The 19,886-nt window shown below is 62.8% G+C and carries 19 protein-coding genes; 17 read left to right on the forward strand and 2 right to left on the reverse strand.

Annotated features, from left to right (window positions below):
• The first annotated feature begins 58 nt into the window (after nt 1-58).
• The 16 genes from leuD (at nt 59) to hisC (ending at nt 17,330) form a co-directional block, all read left to right on the forward strand.
• Nucleotides 59-709 (forward strand): 3-isopropylmalate dehydratase small subunit, encoded by a 651-nt coding sequence (gene leuD / locus EPN80_RS08520; RefSeq protein WP_293025766.1) that lies wholly within the window; start codon nt 59-61, stop codon nt 707-709.
• A gap of 25 nt (nt 710-734) precedes the next feature.
• Nucleotides 735-1,808 (forward strand): 3-isopropylmalate dehydrogenase, encoded by a 1,074-nt coding sequence (gene leuB / locus EPN80_RS08525; protein WP_293025768.1) that lies wholly within the window; start codon nt 735-737, stop codon nt 1,806-1,808.
• A 60-nt stretch (nt 1,809-1,868) separates the two neighbouring features.
• Complete coding sequence (gene asd / locus EPN80_RS08530; protein ID WP_293025770.1) at nt 1,869-2,996, forward strand: aspartate-semialdehyde dehydrogenase; 1,128 nt, start codon at nt 1,869-1,871, stop codon at nt 2,994-2,996.
• Between the two features lie 111 nt (nt 2,997-3,107).
• Nucleotides 3,108-5,210, forward strand: coding sequence for a FimV/HubP family polar landmark protein (locus EPN80_RS08535; protein WP_293025772.1), 2,103 nt, complete (start codon nt 3,108-3,110; stop codon nt 5,208-5,210).
• A 99-nt stretch (nt 5,211-5,309) separates the two neighbouring features.
• Nucleotides 5,310-6,107: a tRNA pseudouridine(38-40) synthase TruA gene (truA, locus tag EPN80_RS08540; protein WP_293025774.1), complete on the forward strand. Its 798-nt coding sequence runs from the start codon at nt 5,310-5,312 to the stop codon at nt 6,105-6,107.
• Nucleotides 6,104-6,760 (forward strand): phosphoribosylanthranilate isomerase, encoded by a 657-nt coding sequence (locus tag EPN80_RS08545; protein WP_293025807.1) that lies wholly within the window; start codon nt 6,104-6,106, stop codon nt 6,758-6,760. Before truA ends, EPN80_RS08545 begins: the two co-directional genes overlap by 4 nt.
• Nucleotides 6,761-6,810: 50 nt before the next feature.
• A complete protein-coding gene (gene trpB, locus EPN80_RS08550; protein ID WP_293025776.1) occupies nt 6,811-8,007 on the forward strand; it encodes a tryptophan synthase subunit beta in 1,197 nt (398 codons plus the stop codon).
• A 40-nt stretch (nt 8,008-8,047) separates the two neighbouring features.
• Nucleotides 8,048-8,896 carry a site-specific DNA-methyltransferase gene (locus EPN80_RS08555; RefSeq protein ID WP_293025778.1) on the forward strand — a complete coding sequence of 283 codons (849 nt, stop codon included), beginning with the start codon at nt 8,048-8,050 and terminating at the stop codon, nt 8,894-8,896.
• The gene (gene trpA, locus EPN80_RS08560) at nt 8,850-9,686 is read left to right on the forward strand and encodes a tryptophan synthase subunit alpha (protein ID WP_293025780.1); all 837 of its coding nucleotides are present in this window, start codon (nt 8,850-8,852) and stop codon (nt 9,684-9,686) included. The genes EPN80_RS08555 and trpA overlap by 47 nt, the downstream gene beginning before the upstream one ends.
• A 16-nt stretch (nt 9,687-9,702) precedes the next feature.
• Entirely contained in the window at nt 9,703-10,578 is an 876-nt protein-coding gene (accD, locus tag EPN80_RS08565) for an acetyl-CoA carboxylase, carboxyltransferase subunit beta (protein WP_293025782.1), read from the forward strand.
• Between the two features lie 73 nt (nt 10,579-10,651).
• A complete protein-coding gene (gene folC / locus EPN80_RS08570) occupies nt 10,652-11,950 on the forward strand; it encodes a bifunctional tetrahydrofolate synthase/dihydrofolate synthase (RefSeq protein ID WP_293025784.1) in 1,299 nt (432 codons plus the stop codon).
• Between the two features lie 109 nt (nt 11,951-12,059).
• Nucleotides 12,060-12,779, forward strand: a complete 720-nt coding sequence (locus EPN80_RS08575) for an SPOR domain-containing protein (RefSeq protein ID WP_293025786.1) — start codon at nt 12,060-12,062, stop codon at nt 12,777-12,779.
• A 1-nt stretch (nt 12,780) separates the two neighbouring features.
• Nucleotides 12,781-13,299: a CvpA family protein gene (locus EPN80_RS08580; protein WP_293025788.1), complete on the forward strand. Its 519-nt coding sequence runs from the start codon at nt 12,781-12,783 to the stop codon at nt 13,297-13,299.
• Between the two features lie 57 nt (nt 13,300-13,356).
• Entirely contained in the window at nt 13,357-14,886 is a 1,530-nt protein-coding gene (gene purF, locus EPN80_RS08585; protein WP_293025790.1) for an amidophosphoribosyltransferase, read from the forward strand.
• Between the two features lie 171 nt (nt 14,887-15,057).
• Nucleotides 15,058-16,245: an O-succinylhomoserine sulfhydrylase gene (locus EPN80_RS08590; RefSeq protein WP_293025792.1), complete on the forward strand. Its 1,188-nt coding sequence runs from the start codon at nt 15,058-15,060 to the stop codon at nt 16,243-16,245.
• 17 nt (nt 16,246-16,262) lie between these two features.
• Nucleotides 16,263-17,330, forward strand: coding sequence for a histidinol-phosphate transaminase (gene hisC / locus EPN80_RS08595; protein ID WP_293025794.1), 1,068 nt, complete (start codon nt 16,263-16,265; stop codon nt 17,328-17,330).
• Nucleotides 17,331-17,385: 55 nt separating this feature from the next.
• Here the strand turns inward: hisC and EPN80_RS08600 are convergent, their stop codons facing one another.
• The gene (locus EPN80_RS08600) at nt 17,386-18,150 is read right to left on the reverse strand and encodes an AraC family transcriptional regulator (RefSeq protein WP_293025796.1); all 765 of its coding nucleotides are present in this window, start codon (nt 18,148-18,150) and stop codon (nt 17,386-17,388) included.
• A 175-nt stretch (nt 18,151-18,325) separates the two neighbouring features.
• Here EPN80_RS08600 and gltX point away from each other — a divergent pair, with 175 nt between their 5' ends.
• Entirely contained in the window at nt 18,326-19,717 is a 1,392-nt protein-coding gene (gltX, locus tag EPN80_RS08605; protein WP_293025808.1) for a glutamate--tRNA ligase, read from the forward strand.
• Between the two features lie 58 nt (nt 19,718-19,775).
• On the opposite strand, the gene EPN80_RS08610 is transcribed toward gltX, so the two are convergent.
• Nucleotides 19,776-19,886 (reverse strand): transposase (locus EPN80_RS08610; protein WP_197347236.1); only part of this gene is annotated, 111 nt, incomplete at its 5' end.

Below are 19,886 nucleotides of genomic sequence, written 5' to 3' on the forward strand. Positions count from 1 at the left end.
TGTGGCTGTCCGCTCCCGAACGGATCGCCTTTATGTTTCCGTTGCAGGTTAATTGAACATGGAAAAATTTGTCGTCCACAGCGGCCTCGTTGCCCCGCTTGACCGAGAAAACGTCGACACAGACGCGATCATTCCGAAACAATTTCTCAAGTCGATCAAGCGCACCGGCTTTGGTCAGAACCTGTTCGATGAGTGGCGCTACCTGGACGCGGGGCAGCCTGGACAAGACTGCTCGCGCCGCCCGCTCAATCCGGATTTCGTGCTCAATCAGGCACGCTATCAGGGCGCAAGCGTGCTGCTCGCGCGCAAGAATTTCGGCTGTGGCAGCTCGCGTGAACACGCCCCCTGGGCGCTTCAGCAGTACGGTTTTCGCGCGATCATTGCCCCGAGCTTCGCGGATATTTTTTTCAATAACTGCTTCAAGAATGGTCTGCTGCCGATCGTCCTCTCGGAGTCGCAAGTCGATCACCTCTTCAACGAAACGGTTGCATTCGTGGGCTACAAGCTGACCATCGATCTGCAGAAGCAAATGGTGATCGCACCCGACGGACGCGAGTTCGCCTTCGACGTTGAGCCGTTTCGCAAGCATTGCCTGCTCAATGGTTTCGACGATATCGGATTGACCCTGCAGCATGCCGATAAAATCAAGGAATTCGAGGCACGGCGTTTGGCGACCCAGCCATGGCTGAACCACCGCCTGCCGGGCTGATTCGAACCTAAATGAGGAATACGCAATGAAGATCGCTGTATTGCCGGGTGATGGCATTGGGCCGGAGATCGTCGCCGAAGCCGTGAAAGTGCTCAACGCGCTGGATGAAAAACTCGAGCTGGAACAGGCGCCGGTCGGCGGAGCGGGCTACGAAGCGCACGGACATCCATTGCCGGAGGCAACCCTGGCGCTGGCCAAGGCCGCCGACGCGATCCTGTTCGGCGCAGTGGGTGATTGGAAATATGACGCCCTGGCGCGCGAGCTGCGCCCCGAGCAAGCCATTCTCGGCTTGCGCAAGCATCTGCAACTGTTTGCCAATTTCCGCCCGGCAATCCTTTACGACGAATTGGCCAGCGCGTCCAGCCTGAAGCCGGAAATCGTCGCCGGCCTCGATATCCTGATCATCCGCGAACTGAACGGAGACATCTATTTTGGCCAGCCGCGCGGTATTCGCAGCGCGCCCGACGGCCTTTTTGCCGGCAGCCGGGAGGGTTTCGACACCATGCGCTACAGCGAGCCGGAAGTGCGCCGCATCGCCCATGTGGCATTCCAGGCCGCGCGCAAGCGTGACAAGCGGCTGTGCTCGGTCGACAAGGCCAATGTGCTGGAGACGTCGCAGCTCTGGAAGGACGTCATGCTCGACGTGGCCAAGGAATACGCTGACGTGGAGCTGTCGCACATGTATGTCGACAATGCCGCGATGCAACTCGTGAAAGCGCCGAAGAACTTCGACGTGATCGTCACCGGCAACATGTTTGGCGATATTCTTTCCGACGAGGCGGCGATGCTCACCGGATCGATCGGGATGCTCCCGTCGGCATCGCTCGACGCGAATAACAAGGGCCTGTACGAACCGTCTCACGGGTCCGCACCCGATATCGCCGGCAAAGGTATCGCCAACCCGCTGGCAACGATCCTGTCGGCCGCGATGATGCTGCGCTACACGTTCGGCAAGGTGGAACAGGCCGAGCGCATCGAAAGCGCCGTCAAGCGAGTGCTGGCCCAGGGACTGCGCACGCCAGATATCTGGCAGGACGGCGCCACCAAGGTGGGCACGCGCGAGATGGGCGAGGCGGTGGTAGCTGCGCTGCGGGCGTGATGGATCGTCTGCGGCGACACCGCGATGGTGTTGTCGCAGGTTCAATTGAGAGAGTGGAAGATGAAAACCGTTGGACTGGTAGGTTGGCGTGGCATGGTCGGTTCGGTCCTGATGCAGCGGATGCAGCAGGAAGACGATTTTTCCTTGATCGAGCCGGTGTTCTTCAGCACCAGCAACGCAGGGGGCAAAGCACCTGCGCAAGCGAAAAACGAAGCGGTGCTAAAAGACGCCAATAATGTCGACGAGCTGAAAAAGTGCGACATCATCATCACCTGCCAGGGCGGCGATTACACCACCGACATTTTCCCGAAGCTGCGCGCTGCGGGCTGGAACGGATTCTGGGTCGACGCGGCATCGACGTTGCGCATGAAAAATGATGCCGTGATCGTGCTCGATCCGGTCAATCTCGATGTCATCAAGACGGCGCTGGGCAGCGGCGTAAAGAATTACATTGGCGGCAACTGTACCGTCAGTTGCATGCTGATGGGCCTGGGCGGTCTGTTCCAGCATGATTTGGTCGAGTGGATGACCTCCATGACCTATCAGGCGGCGTCCGGCGGCGGCGCGCAACACATGCGGGAACTGCTGACCCAGTTCGGCAGCCTGCATGGCGAAGTCAAGGCGCTGCTCGATGACCCCGCCTCGGCGATTCTCGAGATCGACCGCAAGGTGCTGGCCAAGCAGCATGCGTTGACGGAGGCTGAAACCCGGCAGTTTGGAGTGCCGCTTGGCGGCAACCTGATTCCATGGATCGACAAGGATCTTGGCAACGGCGTGTCGCGCGAAGAATGGAAGGGAGGCGCCGAGACCAACAAGATTCTCGGTCGTGGCGAGGGCTTCAGCGTGGCGGCGATCCCGGTCGACGGACTGTGCGTGCGCATCGGCGCGATGCGCTGCCATAGCCAGGCGCTTACCATCAAGTTGCGCAAGGACGTGCCGCTCGACGAGCTGAACGATATCATCGGGCAGGCCAACGACTGGGTCAAGGTCGTGCCCAATACGCGTGAGGCAAGCATGGCCGATTTGACTCCAGCGGCGGTGACCGGCACCCTGGCGATTCCGGTGGGACGCTTGCGCAAGATGGCGATGGGCGATCAATACCTGTCGGCTTTCACGGTCGGCGATCAACTCCTGTGGGGAGCGGCCGAGCCGCTGCGCCGGACCTTGCGCATCCTGCTCGACGCTTGACGCGAGTCCTGTGCGGCGGTGTACGGTGAGGCCACGGGAGGGAGCCGATCCGGGTGTTTGAACTGGAGCAGCGGAACGGAACACAAAGGGGCACAGGTGCGAAATAGCAAGATGGTCAAACAACGCAATGCATTGCGCATGACGGCCCTGGCCGCGCTCCTGTGGGGCGCTGGCCTGCTGAGTGCGAACGCGATGACGCTGGGCAACCAGACCGTTCGTTCCGGTGCCGGCCAACCGTTGCAGGCTGATATTCAGGTCACCGACGTGACCCCGGCCGAAGCCAGCGGATTGAGCGTCAGCCTGGCGCCACGGGAGGTTTTCAACCTTACCGGCGTGAACTACGCGCCCGCGCTCGCTGACCTGAAGCTCGGCCTGACCCAAACCGGGCCGGGTCACTATGTGATTCACGTCAGCACCAGCCAGCCGGTCGCGAGCCCCTTTCTTGATCTCGTGATTGTGCTCGATTGGCGCTCGGGCCGGCAGACGAGCCCCTACACGTTGCTGATCAACAAGTCTGCCGAGCAGTCTCGCGGACGCGGCGCTGCGATCGTCGCACCGACGGCACCGTCCGAGACGGGAGCGGTGGCCCAGAGCGCTGGCTCATCGGCTGCAACCGCGCGGCAGGCGGGCAAGCGTTATGTCGTCGAGCGCGGCGATACGCTATCGGATCTGGCCGCCAAATTTGCCAGCGAAGTGCCGGGCGTGACGTCGGCACAAATGATGGCGGCCCTCTATAACGCCAACCGTGGCGCCTTCATCGGCGGCAACTCAAACCTTCTCAAGGCCGGCGCCGCATTGCAACTGCCACCGGATGGTGCGGTGCAGGCGGTTTCGCCGCAGGCCGCCAGCCGCTTCGTGGCCGAGAGTCGAGCCCAGTTCCAGGCCTACCGCGCGCGTTTGGCCGAAAGTGCAGCCAAGCAACACACTCAAGCCGCCGGCCGCAGTGCGGGCGGGACGATCGAAAAGCAGGCGCCGGCCGTAGCACCGACCGCTTCGGGCGATGAGCTGACCCTGTCCCGTCCTGAGCACGGCCTCAAGGCGGGCAATACGCCGGAAGACCGTATTGCCCGCGAAAAGGCGATTGACGAAGCGAAGGGGCGCGTCCAGGCGCTGGAAAAGAACGTCGGTGAACTTCAAAAGCTGCTGGCCCTGAAAAAGAAGCAGGCGGCGGAGCAGGCCGACGCGCAGTCTGGCGCTTCGGCCGCTGCTGCCGGTGGGGCGGCAGCCAGCAGCGCGATGGCTTCGCAGCCCGCCGCTTCGCTGTCGACAGCGGTACCGGCGGCCGCCTCGCAAGCGCCGGCGTCGGTCGTCGCGGCCCGTGAGAAGAAGGGCGCGCCCGCATTGCCGTGGTACGCCCTCAAGCGCAATCCTTATTTGTGGCCCGGTGCGGCGCTACTGGTACTGCTGCTGGCCATCCTCTGGTTCATGACGCGCCGCCGAGCGCAACCACAAGCACCGGTCGGCCAGGAAGGGCCATATGATGCGGGCGGCGACGACAGCCACGCGGCGCACGCGGATGCGGTCGCCGATGGCGATACACACAAGACGATGAACGAACGAATAACGCAGCGCATGGAAAGCGTATCCAGCGAGAGCAAGGTTGCGCTGGCGGCCGGGGCGCTCAGCGCCGGGGCCGCGCTGGAGCGGCTGGTGGCGGAAACCGAAAAGGCGCCGAGACCGGCGCCGCCGAGCGTGCAGGTCAATGGCGTAGCGCAGTTGGTTGGCGATATCGATCTGTCACTGCCGGGTCATGCCGATGAGTCGGTACGTACCGAAGCGCACACCGACAAGCCGATCGTCAGTCCCGATGAAGCGCCGTGGGGAACGGTTAATTTCACGATGGCGCCCGCTGGGGATGCTGCCGCAGCCCCGCCGTCGCCGGTTTCTCCCGACGATGCGCACGCATTGCGCGATGAGCCGGCGACGCCTTTTGCAGGGCCGGAACACGAGGAGGCTCAGTCGCTCAAGCCGTTGTCTTTCGATCTGTCGGGGTTCGACCTCGACCTGAAGGGGGCGAGTGAGAGCGATGCGATACAGGCGGGGCCGGCGCACGCCCCGCTGGCTGACACGATCCAAACCAAGCTTGAGTTGGCCAACGCCTACTTGGCGATCGGCGACAAGGCCGGCGCGCGCGAGCTGCTCGAAGAGGTGCTCAGGGATGGCGACGCGGCCGCACAATCCGAGGCGCGCAAGCGGATGGTCACACTGGGATAATACGCGTACCGATTGACCGTAGCTTTGGGCGCCGGATTGTCGTTGGCGCCTTTTCTTTTGATCTAATGAAACCCGCGCGGCACGATGCCGCGGCGCCTTATGCGAATTGCGCTTGGAATACAGTACGACGGTTTGGCCTTCTCCGGCTGGCAGGCCCAGCCGCATGGCAACACCGTACAGGACGCGCTCGAGCGCGCCCTGGCCGCGTTCGCGGGTATGCCGGTGCAAACCCATGTGGCCGGGCGAACCGACGCGGGAGTGCACGCGCTGGGGCAGGTGGTTCACTTCGACACTCCGCTCGAGAGGGCCGATTTCGCCTGGGTTCGCGGGGCCAATGCCTTTTTGCCGAAAACGGTCGCGATCCAGTGGGCGACACCGGTGTCGGAGGAATTCCACGCACGCTTTGCCGCTTTCGAGCGCACCTATTTTTATATGCTCTATGTCCATCCGGTGCGCGCGCCATTGCTGGAAGGCAAGTGCGGATGGCTGCACACGCCGCTCGATGTTGCGGCGATGCGGGCGGCGGTAGAATGCCTGATCGGCGAGCATGACTTTTCCGCGTTCCGTTCATCGGAATGCCAGGCCAAGACGCCCATCAAGCACATGTATGCGATCGACATCGGCCAGCAAGGGAATTTTTACGGATTCCGCTTCCGGGCCAACGCATTCCTGCACCATATGGTGCGCAATTTGATGGGATGCCTGGTCAGCATCGGCAAGGGCCGCCAGCCGCCGGGCTGGATGGCGGAGGTGCTGGCAAGCGGTGACCGCCGTCGCGCGGCGCCGACGTTCATGCCGGACGGGCTGTATCTTGCGCATGTCGGCTATCCTGACCAATTTCGACTGCCGCCGCCCAACTGGGCGGCGTGGCCTTACTCGATGCCGTGGCCAACATGACAACACGCACCCGGATCAAAATTTGCGGTCTTTCCCAAGCGGCGGACATCGACCACGCCGTGGCGCTGGGTGTCGATGCGATCGGCCTGGTCTTTTATCCGCCGAGCCCGCGCCACGTCTCGATCGAACAGGCTGCCGCGCTGGCGAGCCGGGTGCCGCCGTTCGTCACCGTCGTCGGGCTGTTCGTCAACGCTACGCCGGATGAAATCAGCCGCACCGTCGCGCGGGTACCGCTGGGCCTGTTGCAGTTTCACGGCGACGAATCGGCCGAGCAATGCGTCGCGGGAGCCCAGGCCGCGGGCGGGCGTCCGTGGCTGCGCGCGTTGCGGGTTGGCCCCGACACGAAAAGTGCCGCGGATTTGCTACAATCTGCCAATGATTACGCTGCCGGGAAGGGCATTTTGCTCGATGCTCTGGTCGAAGGATACGGCGGCGGGGGGAAGGTCTTCGATTGGTCACTTATTCCAAAAGAACTCGCGCGTCGGGCCGTTTTAAGTGGTGGCTTGAACGCGCACAATGTCGCTGACGCCATTGCGCGTGTGCGGCCCTATGCCGTGGATGTCTCAAGCGGCGTGGAGTCCGCGCGTGGCGTGAAAGATCACGCCCGTATGGCGGCCTTCGTGCGCGCGGTTCGCGCTGCGGACGCCCGATAATCAAAGCCGTTGGCGGCAATGCCTGCGGCCCCCTTGCGGTGAGTGACACTATGTACGATTTCCCCGATGCTCGAGGCCATTTCGGCCCATACGGCGGCGTTTTCGTCTCAGAAACGCTGATCCACGCGCTCGACGAATTGCGCGATGCCTATCAGAAGTGCCAGCGCGATCCGGCATTCCAGGAAGAATTTCATTACGAACTGAAGCATTACGTCGGTCGCCCATCCCCCATCTATCATGCCAAGCGCTGGAGTCAGGAGCTTGGCGGCGCGCAGATTTACCTCAAGCGCGAAGATCTCAATCACACCGGCGCGCACAAGATCAATAACGTGATCGGCCAAGCACTACTGGCCCGCCGCATGGGCAAGCCGCGCGTGATCGCGGAGACCGGCGCCGGACAGCACGGCGTGGCCACTGCCACCATCGCCGCGCGCTTCGGCATGGAGTGCGTCGTGTACATGGGCTCGGAAGACGTCAAGCGGCAGGCCGCCAACGTCTACCGCATGCAATTGCTGGGCGCGCGGGTGGTGCCGGTCGAATCCGGGTCGAAAACACTCAAGGACGCGCTCAACGAGGCGATGCGCGACTGGGTGACCAACGTCGAAAACACTTTCTACATCATCGGCACGGTGGCCGGGCCCCATCCTTACCCGATGCTGGTGCGCGATTTTCAGAGCGTCATTGGCGAGGAGTGCAAACTGCAAATGCCCGAATTGACCGGCCGCCAGCCCGATTACGTGCTGGCCTGCGTCGGCGGCGGTTCCAATGCGATGGGGATCTTCTACCCCTACCTCGACCATGCAGATGTCAAGCTGATCGGCGTGGAAGCCGCCGGCGAGGGCATTGCCACCGGCCATCATGCGGCGGCGCTGGTGGGGGGCACGCCAGGCGTGCTGCACGGCAATCGCACCTATTTGCTGCAAGACGCCAACGGCCAGATCCTGGAGACGCATTCGATCTCGGCCGGGCTGGACTATCCTGGTGTGGGCCCCGAGCATGCCTGGCTCAAAGACAGCCATCGCGCGGAATATGTCGCGGTCACCGACACCGAGGCGCTGCAAGCGTTTCACGATTGCTGCCGCATCGAGGGCATCATCCCGGCGCTGGAGTCGAGCCACGCGCTGGCCTATGCCTGCAAGCTGGCGCCGAAGCTGCCCAAGGACAAGCAGGTGCTGGTCAACCTGTCCGGGCGCGGCGATAAGGACATGCATACGGTGATGGCCGTCGCGGGCAAGGAAACGCCATAGTGCGACCGACCTCCGTGACGACAGTGAGCATCGACACGCCATGACGCGCTCCGATAGTCTTGCCAGCGAGCCGGCTGCTCCGCCGCTCATCGGTGCGTCGGTGTCGATTCGCAACGCCGATTTTCTTGCCAGCGCCGCGGAGGTCGCCGATGGCTCGGTCGACCTGATTCTGGCCGACCCTCCCTACGGTCTTGGCAAGGATTACGGCAACGATTCGGACATGCGCTCCGGCGACGATTTTCTCGCCTGGACGTATGGCTGGCTCGACCTGGCGATCCCCAAGCTCAGGGCGTCCGGTTCCCTCTACATTTTCTGCACCTGGCAGTACGCGCCCGAGCTGTTCGTATTTCTCAAGCGGCGCATGCTGATGATCAACGAAATCATCTGGGATCGGCGCGTCCCGAGCATGGGGGGCACCACGCGCCGCTTCAGCTCGGTGCATGACAACATTGGTTTTTTCGCGGTCTCGAAAGACTATTATTTCAATCTCGATGCGGTGCGCATCCCCTACGATCCGATCACCAAGAAAGCGCGCAGCCGACGCATATTCGAGGGCAGCAAATGGCTCGAGCTCGGCTACAACCCGAAAGATTTGTGGTCGGTCTCGCGCTTGCACCGGCAGGATCTGGAGCGCGTGGATCATCCGACCCAAAAGCCGCTCGACATTATCGAGCGCATGGTGCTGGCCACCTGCCCGCCGGACGGACTGGCGCTCGACCCTTTCATGGGCAGCGGCACGACCGCGGTCGCGTGCGCGCGCCACGGGCGCCGCTTCATCGGCTACGAAATCAACCCGCAATACTGCGCACTCGCCCATCAACGCATTCAACAACTGGAAAACCATGTCCCGCATACAAGCGACCTTTCAGGCACTGCAAGCGCAGGGTAAAAAAGGACTGATCCCCTTTATGACGGCCGGCGACCCCGAACCGGCGTGGACCGTCGACCTGATGCACGCACTGGCCGACAACGGCGCCGACGTGATCGAACTCGGTGTGCCATTTTCCGATCCGATGGCCGACGGGCCGGTGATTCAGCGCGCCTCGGAGCGCGCCCTGGCCAAGGGCGTCAGCCTGGCACAGGTACTCGACAATGTGGCGGCGTTTCGACGCAAGAATTCACACACGCCAGTCGTGCTGATGGGGTACGCCAATCCGATCGAGCGCATGGGGCTCGAGGCGTTCGCGCAGCGCGCCCAGGCAGCCGGGGTCGACGGCGTGCTGGTCGTCGATTACCCGCCCGAGGAGAGTGGCGCGTTTGCCGCGCAGATGCGGGCGCATGAACTCGACCCGATTTTCCTGCTGGCGCCGACCTCGACCGACGAGCGGATCGCGGCAGTCGCCAAACTGGCCAGCGGCTACGTCTACTACGTGTCGCTCAAAGGGGTGACAGGCGCCGCGCATCTGGATCTCGACAGCGTGGCCGGCAAGATTCCGCAGATCAAGCGGCACGTCAACGTGCCGGTCGGCGTCGGCTTCGGCATCCGCGATGCCCAGACGGCCGCCGCGATTGGACAAGTGGCCGACGCCGTGGTGATCGGCAGCAGGATCATTCAACTGCTCGAAGACGCCACGCGCGATCAGGACGACCAAAGTGCCGCGAAAGCGGTAAAATCGCTGGCTGAATTCATTGCCGGGATTCGTGTTGCACTGGATGAAACGGCTGCAACCCGTAAATAACGGCCAAGGAGAGACGATGAGTTGGCTCGATAAACTGTTGCCGCCGAAGATCAAGCAAACCGATCCGGCTCAACGCAACAAGAGCATTCCCGAGGGGCTGTGGGTCAAGTGCCCGTCGTGCGAGGCCGTGCTGTATCGCAATGACGTCGAGGCAAACCTGCACGTTTGCCCCAAATGCGACCACCATATGCGCATCAATGCGCGCGAGCGCCTGGACAGCCTGCTCGATCCGGAAGGGCGCTATGAGATCGGCCAGGAAATCGTTCCGGTCGATGCGCTGAAATTCAAGGATAGCCGCAAGTATCCGGAGCGCATCAAGGAAGCCATGGAAGACACCGGTGAGACCGATGCCATGGTGGTCATGGGCGGAGCGATCCATACGCTACCGGTGGTCGTCGCCTGCTTCGAATTTGGTTTCATGGGCGGCTCGATGGGTTCGGTGGTCGGCGAGCGCTTCACGCGTGGCGCACAAAATGCCATCGAGCAGGGCGTGCCGTTCATTTGCATCACTGCCTCCGGCGGCGCACGCATGCAGGAGAGCCTGCTTTCCCTGATGCAGATGGCCAAAACCACCGCCATGCTGACCAAGTTGTCGGAAGCAAAGTTGCCCTTCATTTCCGTGCTGACTGATCCGACCATGGGCGGCGTGTCGGCCAGTTTCGCCTTTTTGGGCGACGTCGTGATTGCCGAACCCCGGGCGTTGGTTGGATTTGCCGGCCCGCGCGTGATCGAGCAGACCGTGCGGGAAACGTTGCCGGAAGGATTTCAGCGCGCCGAATTTTTGCTGCAAAAGGGCGCGATCGACATGATTGTCGACCGTCGCAAGTTGCGTGAGGAAATCGCCCGGCTGATCGCCCTGATGGAGCGCCAACCCGCCGATGCCGTGGCCTGAGCGCAGTTCGAATCCAGCGTAAAATTCAGTCTCCAGCGCGGCGGCGTCCGCGCTTTGTTTTTTTGCCTGTCCCATGCCGACTTTTCCAACGCTTTCCCCTTGGCTTGAATATCTGGAAACTGCCCATCCGGTGGGTATCGACATGGGACTCGCCCGTATCGGCAAGGTCAAGCAGGCCTTGGGGCTGAGCTTCGCCTGCCCGGTGTTTACCGTGGGCGGCACCAACGGCAAGGGCTCGACCTGTGCGCTGCTCGAAGCGATGCTGCTGGCCGCCGGTTATAAGGTCGGCTGCCATACGTCGCCGCACTTGCTGGCATTCAACGAGCGGGCGCGCATCAATGGCGAGATTGCCAGCGACGAACAGTTGCTGCCGCATTTCGAAGCAGTCGAGTCGGCCAGATGCAGTTTCCCCGAGCCGGTATCGCTGACCTATTTCGAATTCACCACGCTGGCGATCATGCATCTGTTCGCCGCCAGCGGCCTGGACGCCGTGATCCTGGAGGTCGGCCTGGGCGGGCGACTCGACGCGGTCAATATCATCGACACGGACTGCGCCATCGTCACCAGCATCGACATCGATCACGCCAGCTATCTGGGGGACACCCGGGAAAAAATCGGCTTCGAGAAGGCCGGCATCTTCCGCACTGGCCGGCCGGCGATTTGCAGCGATCCCGTGCCGCCGCAATCGTTGATCGACCATGCGCAGGAGATCGACGCCGACCTCTGGCTGTTTGGCCGCGATTTCAATTACCAGGGTGACAAGCAGCAATGGAGTTATGGCGGACGCAGTCTGCGCCGGGCGGCGCTCGCCTATCCGGCCCTGCGCGGCGCCAATCAACTGCTGAACGCGGCCGCGGCGCTGGCCGCGTTGGAGGCGATGCGGGACCGTCTGCCAGTCAGCGCGCAGGACATGCGGCGCGGCCTGGCGGCGGCCGAATTGCCGGGGCGCTTCCAGGTGCTGCCGGGCCAGCCGGCCGTCGTGCTGGATGTTGCCCACAACCCGCATGCTGCAGCCGTGCTGGGGCAGAATCTCGACAGCATGGGTTACTTCCCTTACACGCACGTGGTATTCGGGGCCATGCAGGACAAGGATATCGACGGCATCCTCAAGCATCTGGTGGACAAGGTCGATCACTGGTACCTGAGCGCGCTGCCGACGACGCGCGCGGCCACGCCCGAGGTATTGGAGCAAAAGCTCCTGGCGGCCGGTTTCCGTGCGGATGCCGATCATTCAGTGCAGCGCTTCGCATCGCCCGGGCAGGCTTATCTCGAGGCACGAAAAGTGGCTCGCGACAATGATAGAATCGTGGTTTTCGGATCGTTCTATACCGTTGCAGGCGTAATTGCCCAACGCAAGTTGGAGCGCCATTGAATGACCGACACACTGGAATTGGGCGCATGACGGCTAATGCCGGTTTTTCCGCTACGACCTGAGCCTCGCCATGGGATTGTTCTCCTTCCGCAAAAAAGAAGTCGAATCTGTGACTCCCAAGCGCGGCAGTCGCGCCCGTACGCCGCGCACTGCGGCAGTGGGCGAATATAGCGCGCACCCGCAGGTCGACCCCTTGTTGCCCGAAAAGCAACGTGCGCGCCGCCGCCTGGTGGGCGCACTGGCACTCGTGCTGGCAGCCGTCATCGTGCTGCCGATGGTGCTCGATTCCAAGCCGAAGCCGGCGACTGGCGATATCGCAATCGAAATCCCGAACCAGAACCAGGCCATGCCGCCCGTGACGGTCCCCGCGACCCAGCAAAGTCTGGACAAGGGCGAGAGCGTCGTGCCGGACGCCGCCAAATCCGGTACGCCAGCCAATCCGCCAGCCGATGCGCCGGCCGACAAAACGAACAAGACCGCGCCCAGCGCGGCGCCGCGTGCCGTGGCGCCGGTCGTGACGGACAAACCGGCACCGGCGCAAGCCGAACCGCAGACGAGCAAGCCAGCGCCGGCCACTACGGCCACCACAGACAAGGCCGGCCATTTCGTCATTCGCATTGGCGCGTTTGCCGATCATCAGCGCGCCATGAACTGGCTGAGCAAACTGAAAGCCGCCAAAGTGCCGAGCTACGTCGAACAACGCAAAATCAATGGCCGCACGCTGTTCCTGTTGCGGGCGGGGCCGTTCAAGGACAAAGCCGGCGCCGAGGATGCCGCGCGCCAGGTGCGCCGCATTGGCCTGCAGGCTCAGATAGCCGAGGTCTCCTGAGTTGGTCGGCGCGACTCATGGTGCCATTCTGACCAGTGTCGATTATCTCGCGCTGGTGATCGTGGCCGGGTCGATGCTGCTGGGGATGTGGCGTGGATTCCTGCGGGAAGTATTCGCCCTGATCGGCTGGGTGGTGGCGTTTTTCGTGGCGCGGGCCCTGGCCCCCACGATCGCCCACTGGCTGCCCGGCGACCTGCCCGGGCGCGAGGTCACACAAGGTTTGCTGGCGTTTGTGCTGGTGTTCGTGGCGGTGGTGTTTCTGGCCGGTATCGTCAACACCCTGCTGGGTAAGCTGGCGGAGATTTCCGGCCTGCGGCCCGCCGATCGTGGCCTGGGCATGTTGTTCGGCATTGTGCGCGGCGTGGTGATCCTGATGATTCTGGTTTGCGCCGCCCGCTTGACCGACGCGCCGCAGCAACCGTTCTGGCAACAATCGCTGCTGCGGCCCTATGTCGAACAGGGGTTGCAGGCGCTCAGGCCGTTCCTGCCGGACGCCTTGGCGCAGTACGTGCCGACGTGAGCGCGTATCGGCTGGCGTCACGTCAAGATTTCGATGTTTTTTTGAAGGACTCATGCCATGTGCGGCATCGTAGGGGTAGTTTCCAAATCGCCTGTCAATCAGTTCATTTACGATAGTCTGCTGTTGTTGCAGCATCGTGGGCAGGACGCCGCCGGTATCGCGACCGCGAACGGCAACTCGTTTCATATGCACAAGGGCAACGGCATGGTGCGCGACGTATTTCGCACGCGCAACATGCGCAGCCTGCCAGGCAACATCGGCATCGGCCAGGTGCGTTATCCGACGGCCGGATCGGCCAGCAGCGCTGAAGAGGCGCAGCCGTTTTATGTCAGCGCGCCATACGGCATCATCATGGCGCACAACGGCAACCTGACCAACTGGGAACAGCTCAAGGATGAGATGTTCCGCGTCGACCGGCGTCACATCAACACCAGTTCCGACTCGGAAGTGCTGCTCAACGTGCTGGCGCATGAGCTGCAAACCGCCAGCACCGATATTTCACTGTCGCGTGAGGGGCTGTTCCGCGCCGTCTCGGGCATGCATCGCCGCGTGCGCGGTTCCTATGCGATTGTCGCGTTGATTGCCGGCTTCGGTCTGCTGGCATGTCGTGATCCGTTCGGTATCCGCCCGCTGTGCTTTGGCCGCCATGAAGGCCCGAACGGCACTGAATGGATGGTTGCCTCCGAATCGGTCGCGCTCGAGGGCATGGGGTTTACCTTCGTGCGGGATGTCGCGCCGGGGGAAGCCGTCATCATCGACCTCGACGGCAATTTGCACACGCAGCAATGTGCCGACGCGCCGAGTCTGAACCCCTGCATTTTCGAGCTCGTTTATCTGGCCCGGCCGGACTCGTGCCTGGATGGCGTTCCGGTCTACGACGCCCGACTGCGCATGGGGGATTACCTGGCCGAAAAGATCAAGCGAACCTTGCCGATCGATGAAATCGACGTGGTGATGCCGATTCCCGACTCGAGCCGCCCGGCCGCCATGCAGGTCGCCAAGCAGCTCAATGTCAACTATCGCGAGGGTTTCTTCAAGAATCGCTACGTAGGACGCACCTTCATCATGCCGGGCCAGGCGGTACGCAAGAAATCGGTGCGCCAGAAGCTCAATGCGATGCGTGTCGAATTCAAGGACAAATGCGTGCTGATTGTCGACGATTCGATCGTGCGCGGCACGACCAGCCAGGAAATCGTCCAGATGGCGCGTGACGCGGGGGCCCGCAAAGTGATCTTCGCCTCCGCCGCGCCGCCGGTGAAATTTCCAAATGTCTACGGTATCGATATGCCGACCAGCAGCGAACTGGTCGCTCACGGCCGCTCGGACGAGGAGGTGGCCCGCATCATCGGCGCCGATGCCCTGGTGTACCAGGACGTCGAGGACATGAAGCGTGCCGTGATGGACATCAATCCGGCGCTGGCCAATTTCGACGCATCCTGCTTCGACGGCAACTACATTACCGGCGACGTCACCCCTGCCTATCTCGACCGGCTCGAGCAGGCGCGCCTGTCGCCGCGCGCGCAGCGCGACCGCGACGGCACTGACGGCGGCACGGACGACGAGGGCGCCTCCCACCTGAGTCTATGATGGCAGGTTGCGGCACAGGGTGGTACACTTAAAAGGCGTCGATTTGATTTCAGCTTGCGGACGCGGGGCACCTGGCCCCAAAACAGCTAAAGCGAGGCCTAGATAGATGGAATTTCAAGCCCGTTTTGCTGACCAGCGAAACGGGCTTTTTTATTGATAAGGGATACATCCATGGACGCCTTCGATTTCGATACGCTGGCGGTGCGCGCCGGCACCGAGCGCACCAACTTCAACGAGCATTCCGAAGCGCTTTTCCTGACCTCCAGCTTTTGCTTCAAGAGCGCGGCCGAGGCCGCCGAGCGCTTTGCCAAATCTGAGGAAGGTTTCGTCTACTCCCGCTTCACCAATCCGACCGTATCGATGTTCCAGGACCGGCTCGCGGCCCTGGAGGGCGCCGAGGCCTGCATGGCAACGGCCTCAGGCATGAGTGCGATCATGTCGGTGGTCATGAGCACGCTCAGCGCGGGCGACCATCTGGTCAGTTCGCAAAGCATCTTTGGCTCGACACTGCAAATGTTCAGCGCGATTTTCAGTCGCTTCGGTATCCGAACGACGTTCGTCGACCCAAGCGACCTTGACGCGTGGCGCGCGGCAGTCGAGCCCGACACAAAAATGTTTTTTCTGGAAACGCCGTCCAACCCGCTGACTGAAGTCGCTGATATCGCTGCCATCGGCAGTATCGCCAGGCAAGCCGGTGCGCTGTTCGTGGTCGATAACTGTTTTTGCTCGCCGGCCCTGCAACTGCCGATCAAGCTCGGAGCCGATGTGGTCGTGCACTCCGCGACCAAATACCTCGATGGCCAGGGACGCGTGCTGGGCGGCGCGGTGGTCGGCACGCGCGAGTACATCATGGGAAAAATATTTCCGTTTGTGCGCAGCGCCGGTCCGACCCTGTCGGCCTTCAACGCCTGGGTGCTGCTCAAGGGCATGGAGACGCTCAAACTGCGCATGCAGCAGCAATCGGCCAATGCGCTGGTGATCGCCCAATGGCTCGAAGCGCATCCCGGCATCGCCCGTGTCTACTACCCTGGCCTGCCGTCGCACCCGCAACACGCGCTGGCAATGCGCCAGCAAAGCAGCGGCGGGGCGATCGTCGCATTCGAGGTCAAAGGCGACACGCCTGAACAGCAACGCGCCAATGCCTGGCGCGTGATCGATCACACGCGGATCTGCTCGATCACGGGCAATCTGGGCGACACCCGTACCACCATTACCCACCCCGCGAGCACCACGCACGGCCGCATTACGCCGGAAGCGCGAGCAGCGGCGGGCATTACCGAGGGGCTGATCCGCCTTGCCGTGGGACTGGAAAACGCGGCCGACATCCGCGCCGATCTGGCGCGCGGACTGGATATCTGACCTTCTTCGCCACTGCCATGAGCCGCTACTGGAACCCCGTCGTTGCGCGCCTGACACCCTATGTGCCCGGTGAGCAACCGCAGCTTGAGCGACTGATCAAGCTCAATACCAATGAGAATCCCTATGGTCCGTCGCCACGCGTGCTGCAGGCCGTGCGCGACGCGCTGGGGGCCGACGGCGACGGCCTGCGGCGCTATCCCGACCCGGACGCCGCACGCCTGAAGGCAACCATTGCCGGCTATCACGCGCTGAGCGCGACGCAGGTGTTCGTGGGTAATGGGTCAGATGAAGTGCTGGCGCTGGTGTTTCAGGCGCTGCTCAAGCATGAGCGACCGATTCTTTTTCCCGATATCACGTATAGCTTTTACCCGGTCTATTGCGGCCTGTACGAGATCGCCTATGAGAGCGTGCCGCTGACTGACCGATTCACGATCCGGGCGGCCGATTACGTGCGCCCGAACGGCGGCATCATCTTCCCCAATCCCAATGCGCCGACGGGGTGCCTGATGCCATTGCAGGACATCGAAGCGATCCTGCGCGGCAATCCGGACTCCGTTGTCGTTATCGATGAGGCATATGTCGACTTTGGCGGCGCTTCGGCCGTGACGCTGATCGACCGGTATCCGAATCTGCTGGTGGTTCAGACGCTCTCCAAATCGCGCTCCCTGGCCGGATTGCGCGTCGGTTTTGCAATGGGTCACGCAGATTTGATTGCCGGCTTGGAGCGCGTCAAGAACAGCTTCAACTCCTACCCGCTGGACCGGCTGGCTCAGGCGGGCGCGATTGCCGCTTTCGAAGACCGCGATCATTTCGAGCGTACCTGCCAGGCCGTCATGGCGAGCCGGGATGAGCTCACGCAACGGTTGAGCGCGCTGGGTTTCGAAGTATTGCCGTCGAGCGCCAACTTCGTCTTCGCGCGTCATCCGGCGCACGACGCTGCGGCGCTTGCCGCCGCCCTGCGGGCAAGACACATCGTGGTGCGCCACTTTGCCAAGCCGCGCATCGCGCAATTCCTGCGCATCTCGGTCGGCACTGAAGAGGAGTGCGCCGCGCTGACCGACGCCCTGGCTGACGTGGTGGCGTGACGCAGTCGAGTTGCCTGGCGCGAAAGGACGCTGGGGACCGGACAACCCGCTCGCGCTAGGCCACGGCCTGTTTGCGCCACTGCGCGGGCGGCATGCCGAAAGCTGCGCGAAAGGCGTGCGTGAATGCGCTCTGATCGTTGAAGCCGACCGCCAGCGCAATGTCGCTCAGCGGCAGGGTGTTTTGCCGCAGCAGCGCCGCGGCGTGCTCCAGCCGCAGCCGCAGCAGATAGCGGTATGGCGTGGTGCCGGCAGCCGCCACGAAGCAATCGTGAAAGCGGCGCGGACTCAGGCCCGTGAGCCCGGCCAGCTGCGCAGTGGTCATCGGTTCATCGAGGCGGCTGCGCATGAAGTGGTCGATCCTCGCGATGTCCAGGCGCTGGGCGTCGGTGCGTTGCGGGCCCAGGCGTTCGTTCAGCGCATCGAGCAGCAAATGGCAGCCACGCAGGCGCAGCGCCTGGCGTTGCGGATGTCGTTGTGTGTTTTCCGCGATGAAATGCACCAGATGCACCAAATCCCGGTCCAGCGTAAAGAATCTCGCATCGTCGAATAACGGTCCGTCGGTATGTCGCGACACTGGTAAATCCAGCACCAACTGGCGGTTTCGCCGCTCGCCGCGGTAGTCGTGGCGCACGCTGGCCGGAATCACGCAGCCGCGCCGCGCGGTGATTTCGCCGGCGCCGCCCGGCAGCGCGATTTCCATGCGACCGGCCAGGCCGATGACCACCTGGTGGTGCTCGTGCAGATCACTGCTCTGAAGCGGTTCGTAGTGCCGGACTTCCAGTACGGCAGCAGGAGCGACGTGGCTCGGTGAGTGGGACATAGGACGCGCGCGGTCCGCTGATGACGGGAGATCCAAGTATATGCCCGATCCGCGACACAAGCCCGGCTGTATAATGGCGGCTTCAGCTTTCAAGCCGCTTCAGGGCAGCCCTCGACAATCAGCCTGCGCGCCAATCGCGGGCTTTTTGTTTGGCCCGCCGCAATTCTTCAGGCCTATCATGAGCAAAATCCGTACACGTTTCGCCCCCAGCCCGACCGGCTTTATCCATTTGGGCAATATTCGTTCCGCACTGTATCCATGGGCGTTCGCGCGCCACAATCACGGCGACTTCATTCTGCGTATCGAAGACACCGACCTGGAGCGCTCGACGCCGGCCGCGGTGCAGGCGATCCTGGACGGCATGGCGTGGCTCGAACTGGATTTCGATGAAGGGCCGTTCTATCAAATGCAGCGCATGGACCGCTATCGTGAGGTGCTGCAGCAGTTGCTGGCAGCCGGGCAGGTGTACCAGTGCTACACGACGCCCGAAGAGCTCGACGCCCTGCGCGAGCAACAGCGGGCCAAAGGAGAGAAGCCGCGCTACGACGGTCGGTGGCGGCCCGAGCCGGGCAAGACGCTGCCGAGTCCGCCGCCGGGTGTCGCGCCGGTGCTGCGGTTCAAGAATCCGCTGAGCGGTTCGGTCGTCTGGGACGACGCTGTGAAGGGGCGCATCGAGATCTCCAACGAGGAACTGGACGACCTGGTGATCGCCCGGCCCGACGGCACGCCGACCTACAATTTCTGCGTAGTGGTCGACGACATGGACATGGCCATTACGCACGTGATTCGCGGTGACGATCACGTCAACAACACGCCGCGCCAGATCAATATTTTCCGGGCGCTGGGCAAGGAGCCCCCGGTCTACGCGCATTTGCCCACGGTGCTCAATGACCAGGGCGAAAAAATGTCCAAGCGCAATGGCGCCATGAGCGTGATGCAATACCGTGACGAAGGCTATTTGCCCGAAGCGGTATTGAACTATCTCGCCCGATTGGGTTGGGCACACGGCGATGCGGAGATTTTTTCGCGCGAGCAGTTTGTCGCATGGTTCGACCTCGCGCACCTGGGCAAGTCGCCGGCGCAGCATAATCCGGAAAAGCTGGCCTGGTTGAACAACCACTACATCAAGCAGGCCGACAATGACCGGCTCGCGGGCCTGGCTCAGCCGTTTCTCGCCCAGCAGGGATTGTCGACCGACGGCGGGCCGGCGCTGGCCGGCGTGGTCGGTCTGCTCAAGGATCGCGCCAATACCGTCAAGGAAATCGCCGAGAATGCGGCGATGTTTTACCGTGTGCCGCAGCCGGCGCCCGACGCGCTGGCCCAGCATCTGACCGAGCAGGTCAAGCCCGCGCTGGTCGATCTGGCCGCCGCGCTGCGCGAGGTCGAGTGGAGCAGGGAAGCAATCGGCGCCGCGTTCAAGAGCGTACTGGCCCGCCATGGCCTCAAGATGCCCCAACTGGCAATGCCGGTGCGCCTGCTGACCGTGGGACAGACGCAGACGCCGTCGATCGACGCGGTGCTGGCGCTGCTCGGACGCCAGGCGGTGCTGAGCCGACTGGGCGGCTAAGCGCGCTCATGGAAAAGAAAAAAGCCGGTGCTGCATGACAGTCACCGGCTTTTTTGGTTCATCGCGGGATACCGGGGAAGGCGGCGCGGATCTTGAGGAAGAAATATTCCTCGTCGCGGTACCCGTAAGCCCGACGCTTGATGACCTTGATGGTGTTGTTGATGCCCTC

The organism is Pandoraea sp., assembly GCF_004297875.1.
Taxonomy (GTDB): Bacteria; Pseudomonadota; Gammaproteobacteria; order Burkholderiales; family Burkholderiaceae; genus Pandoraea.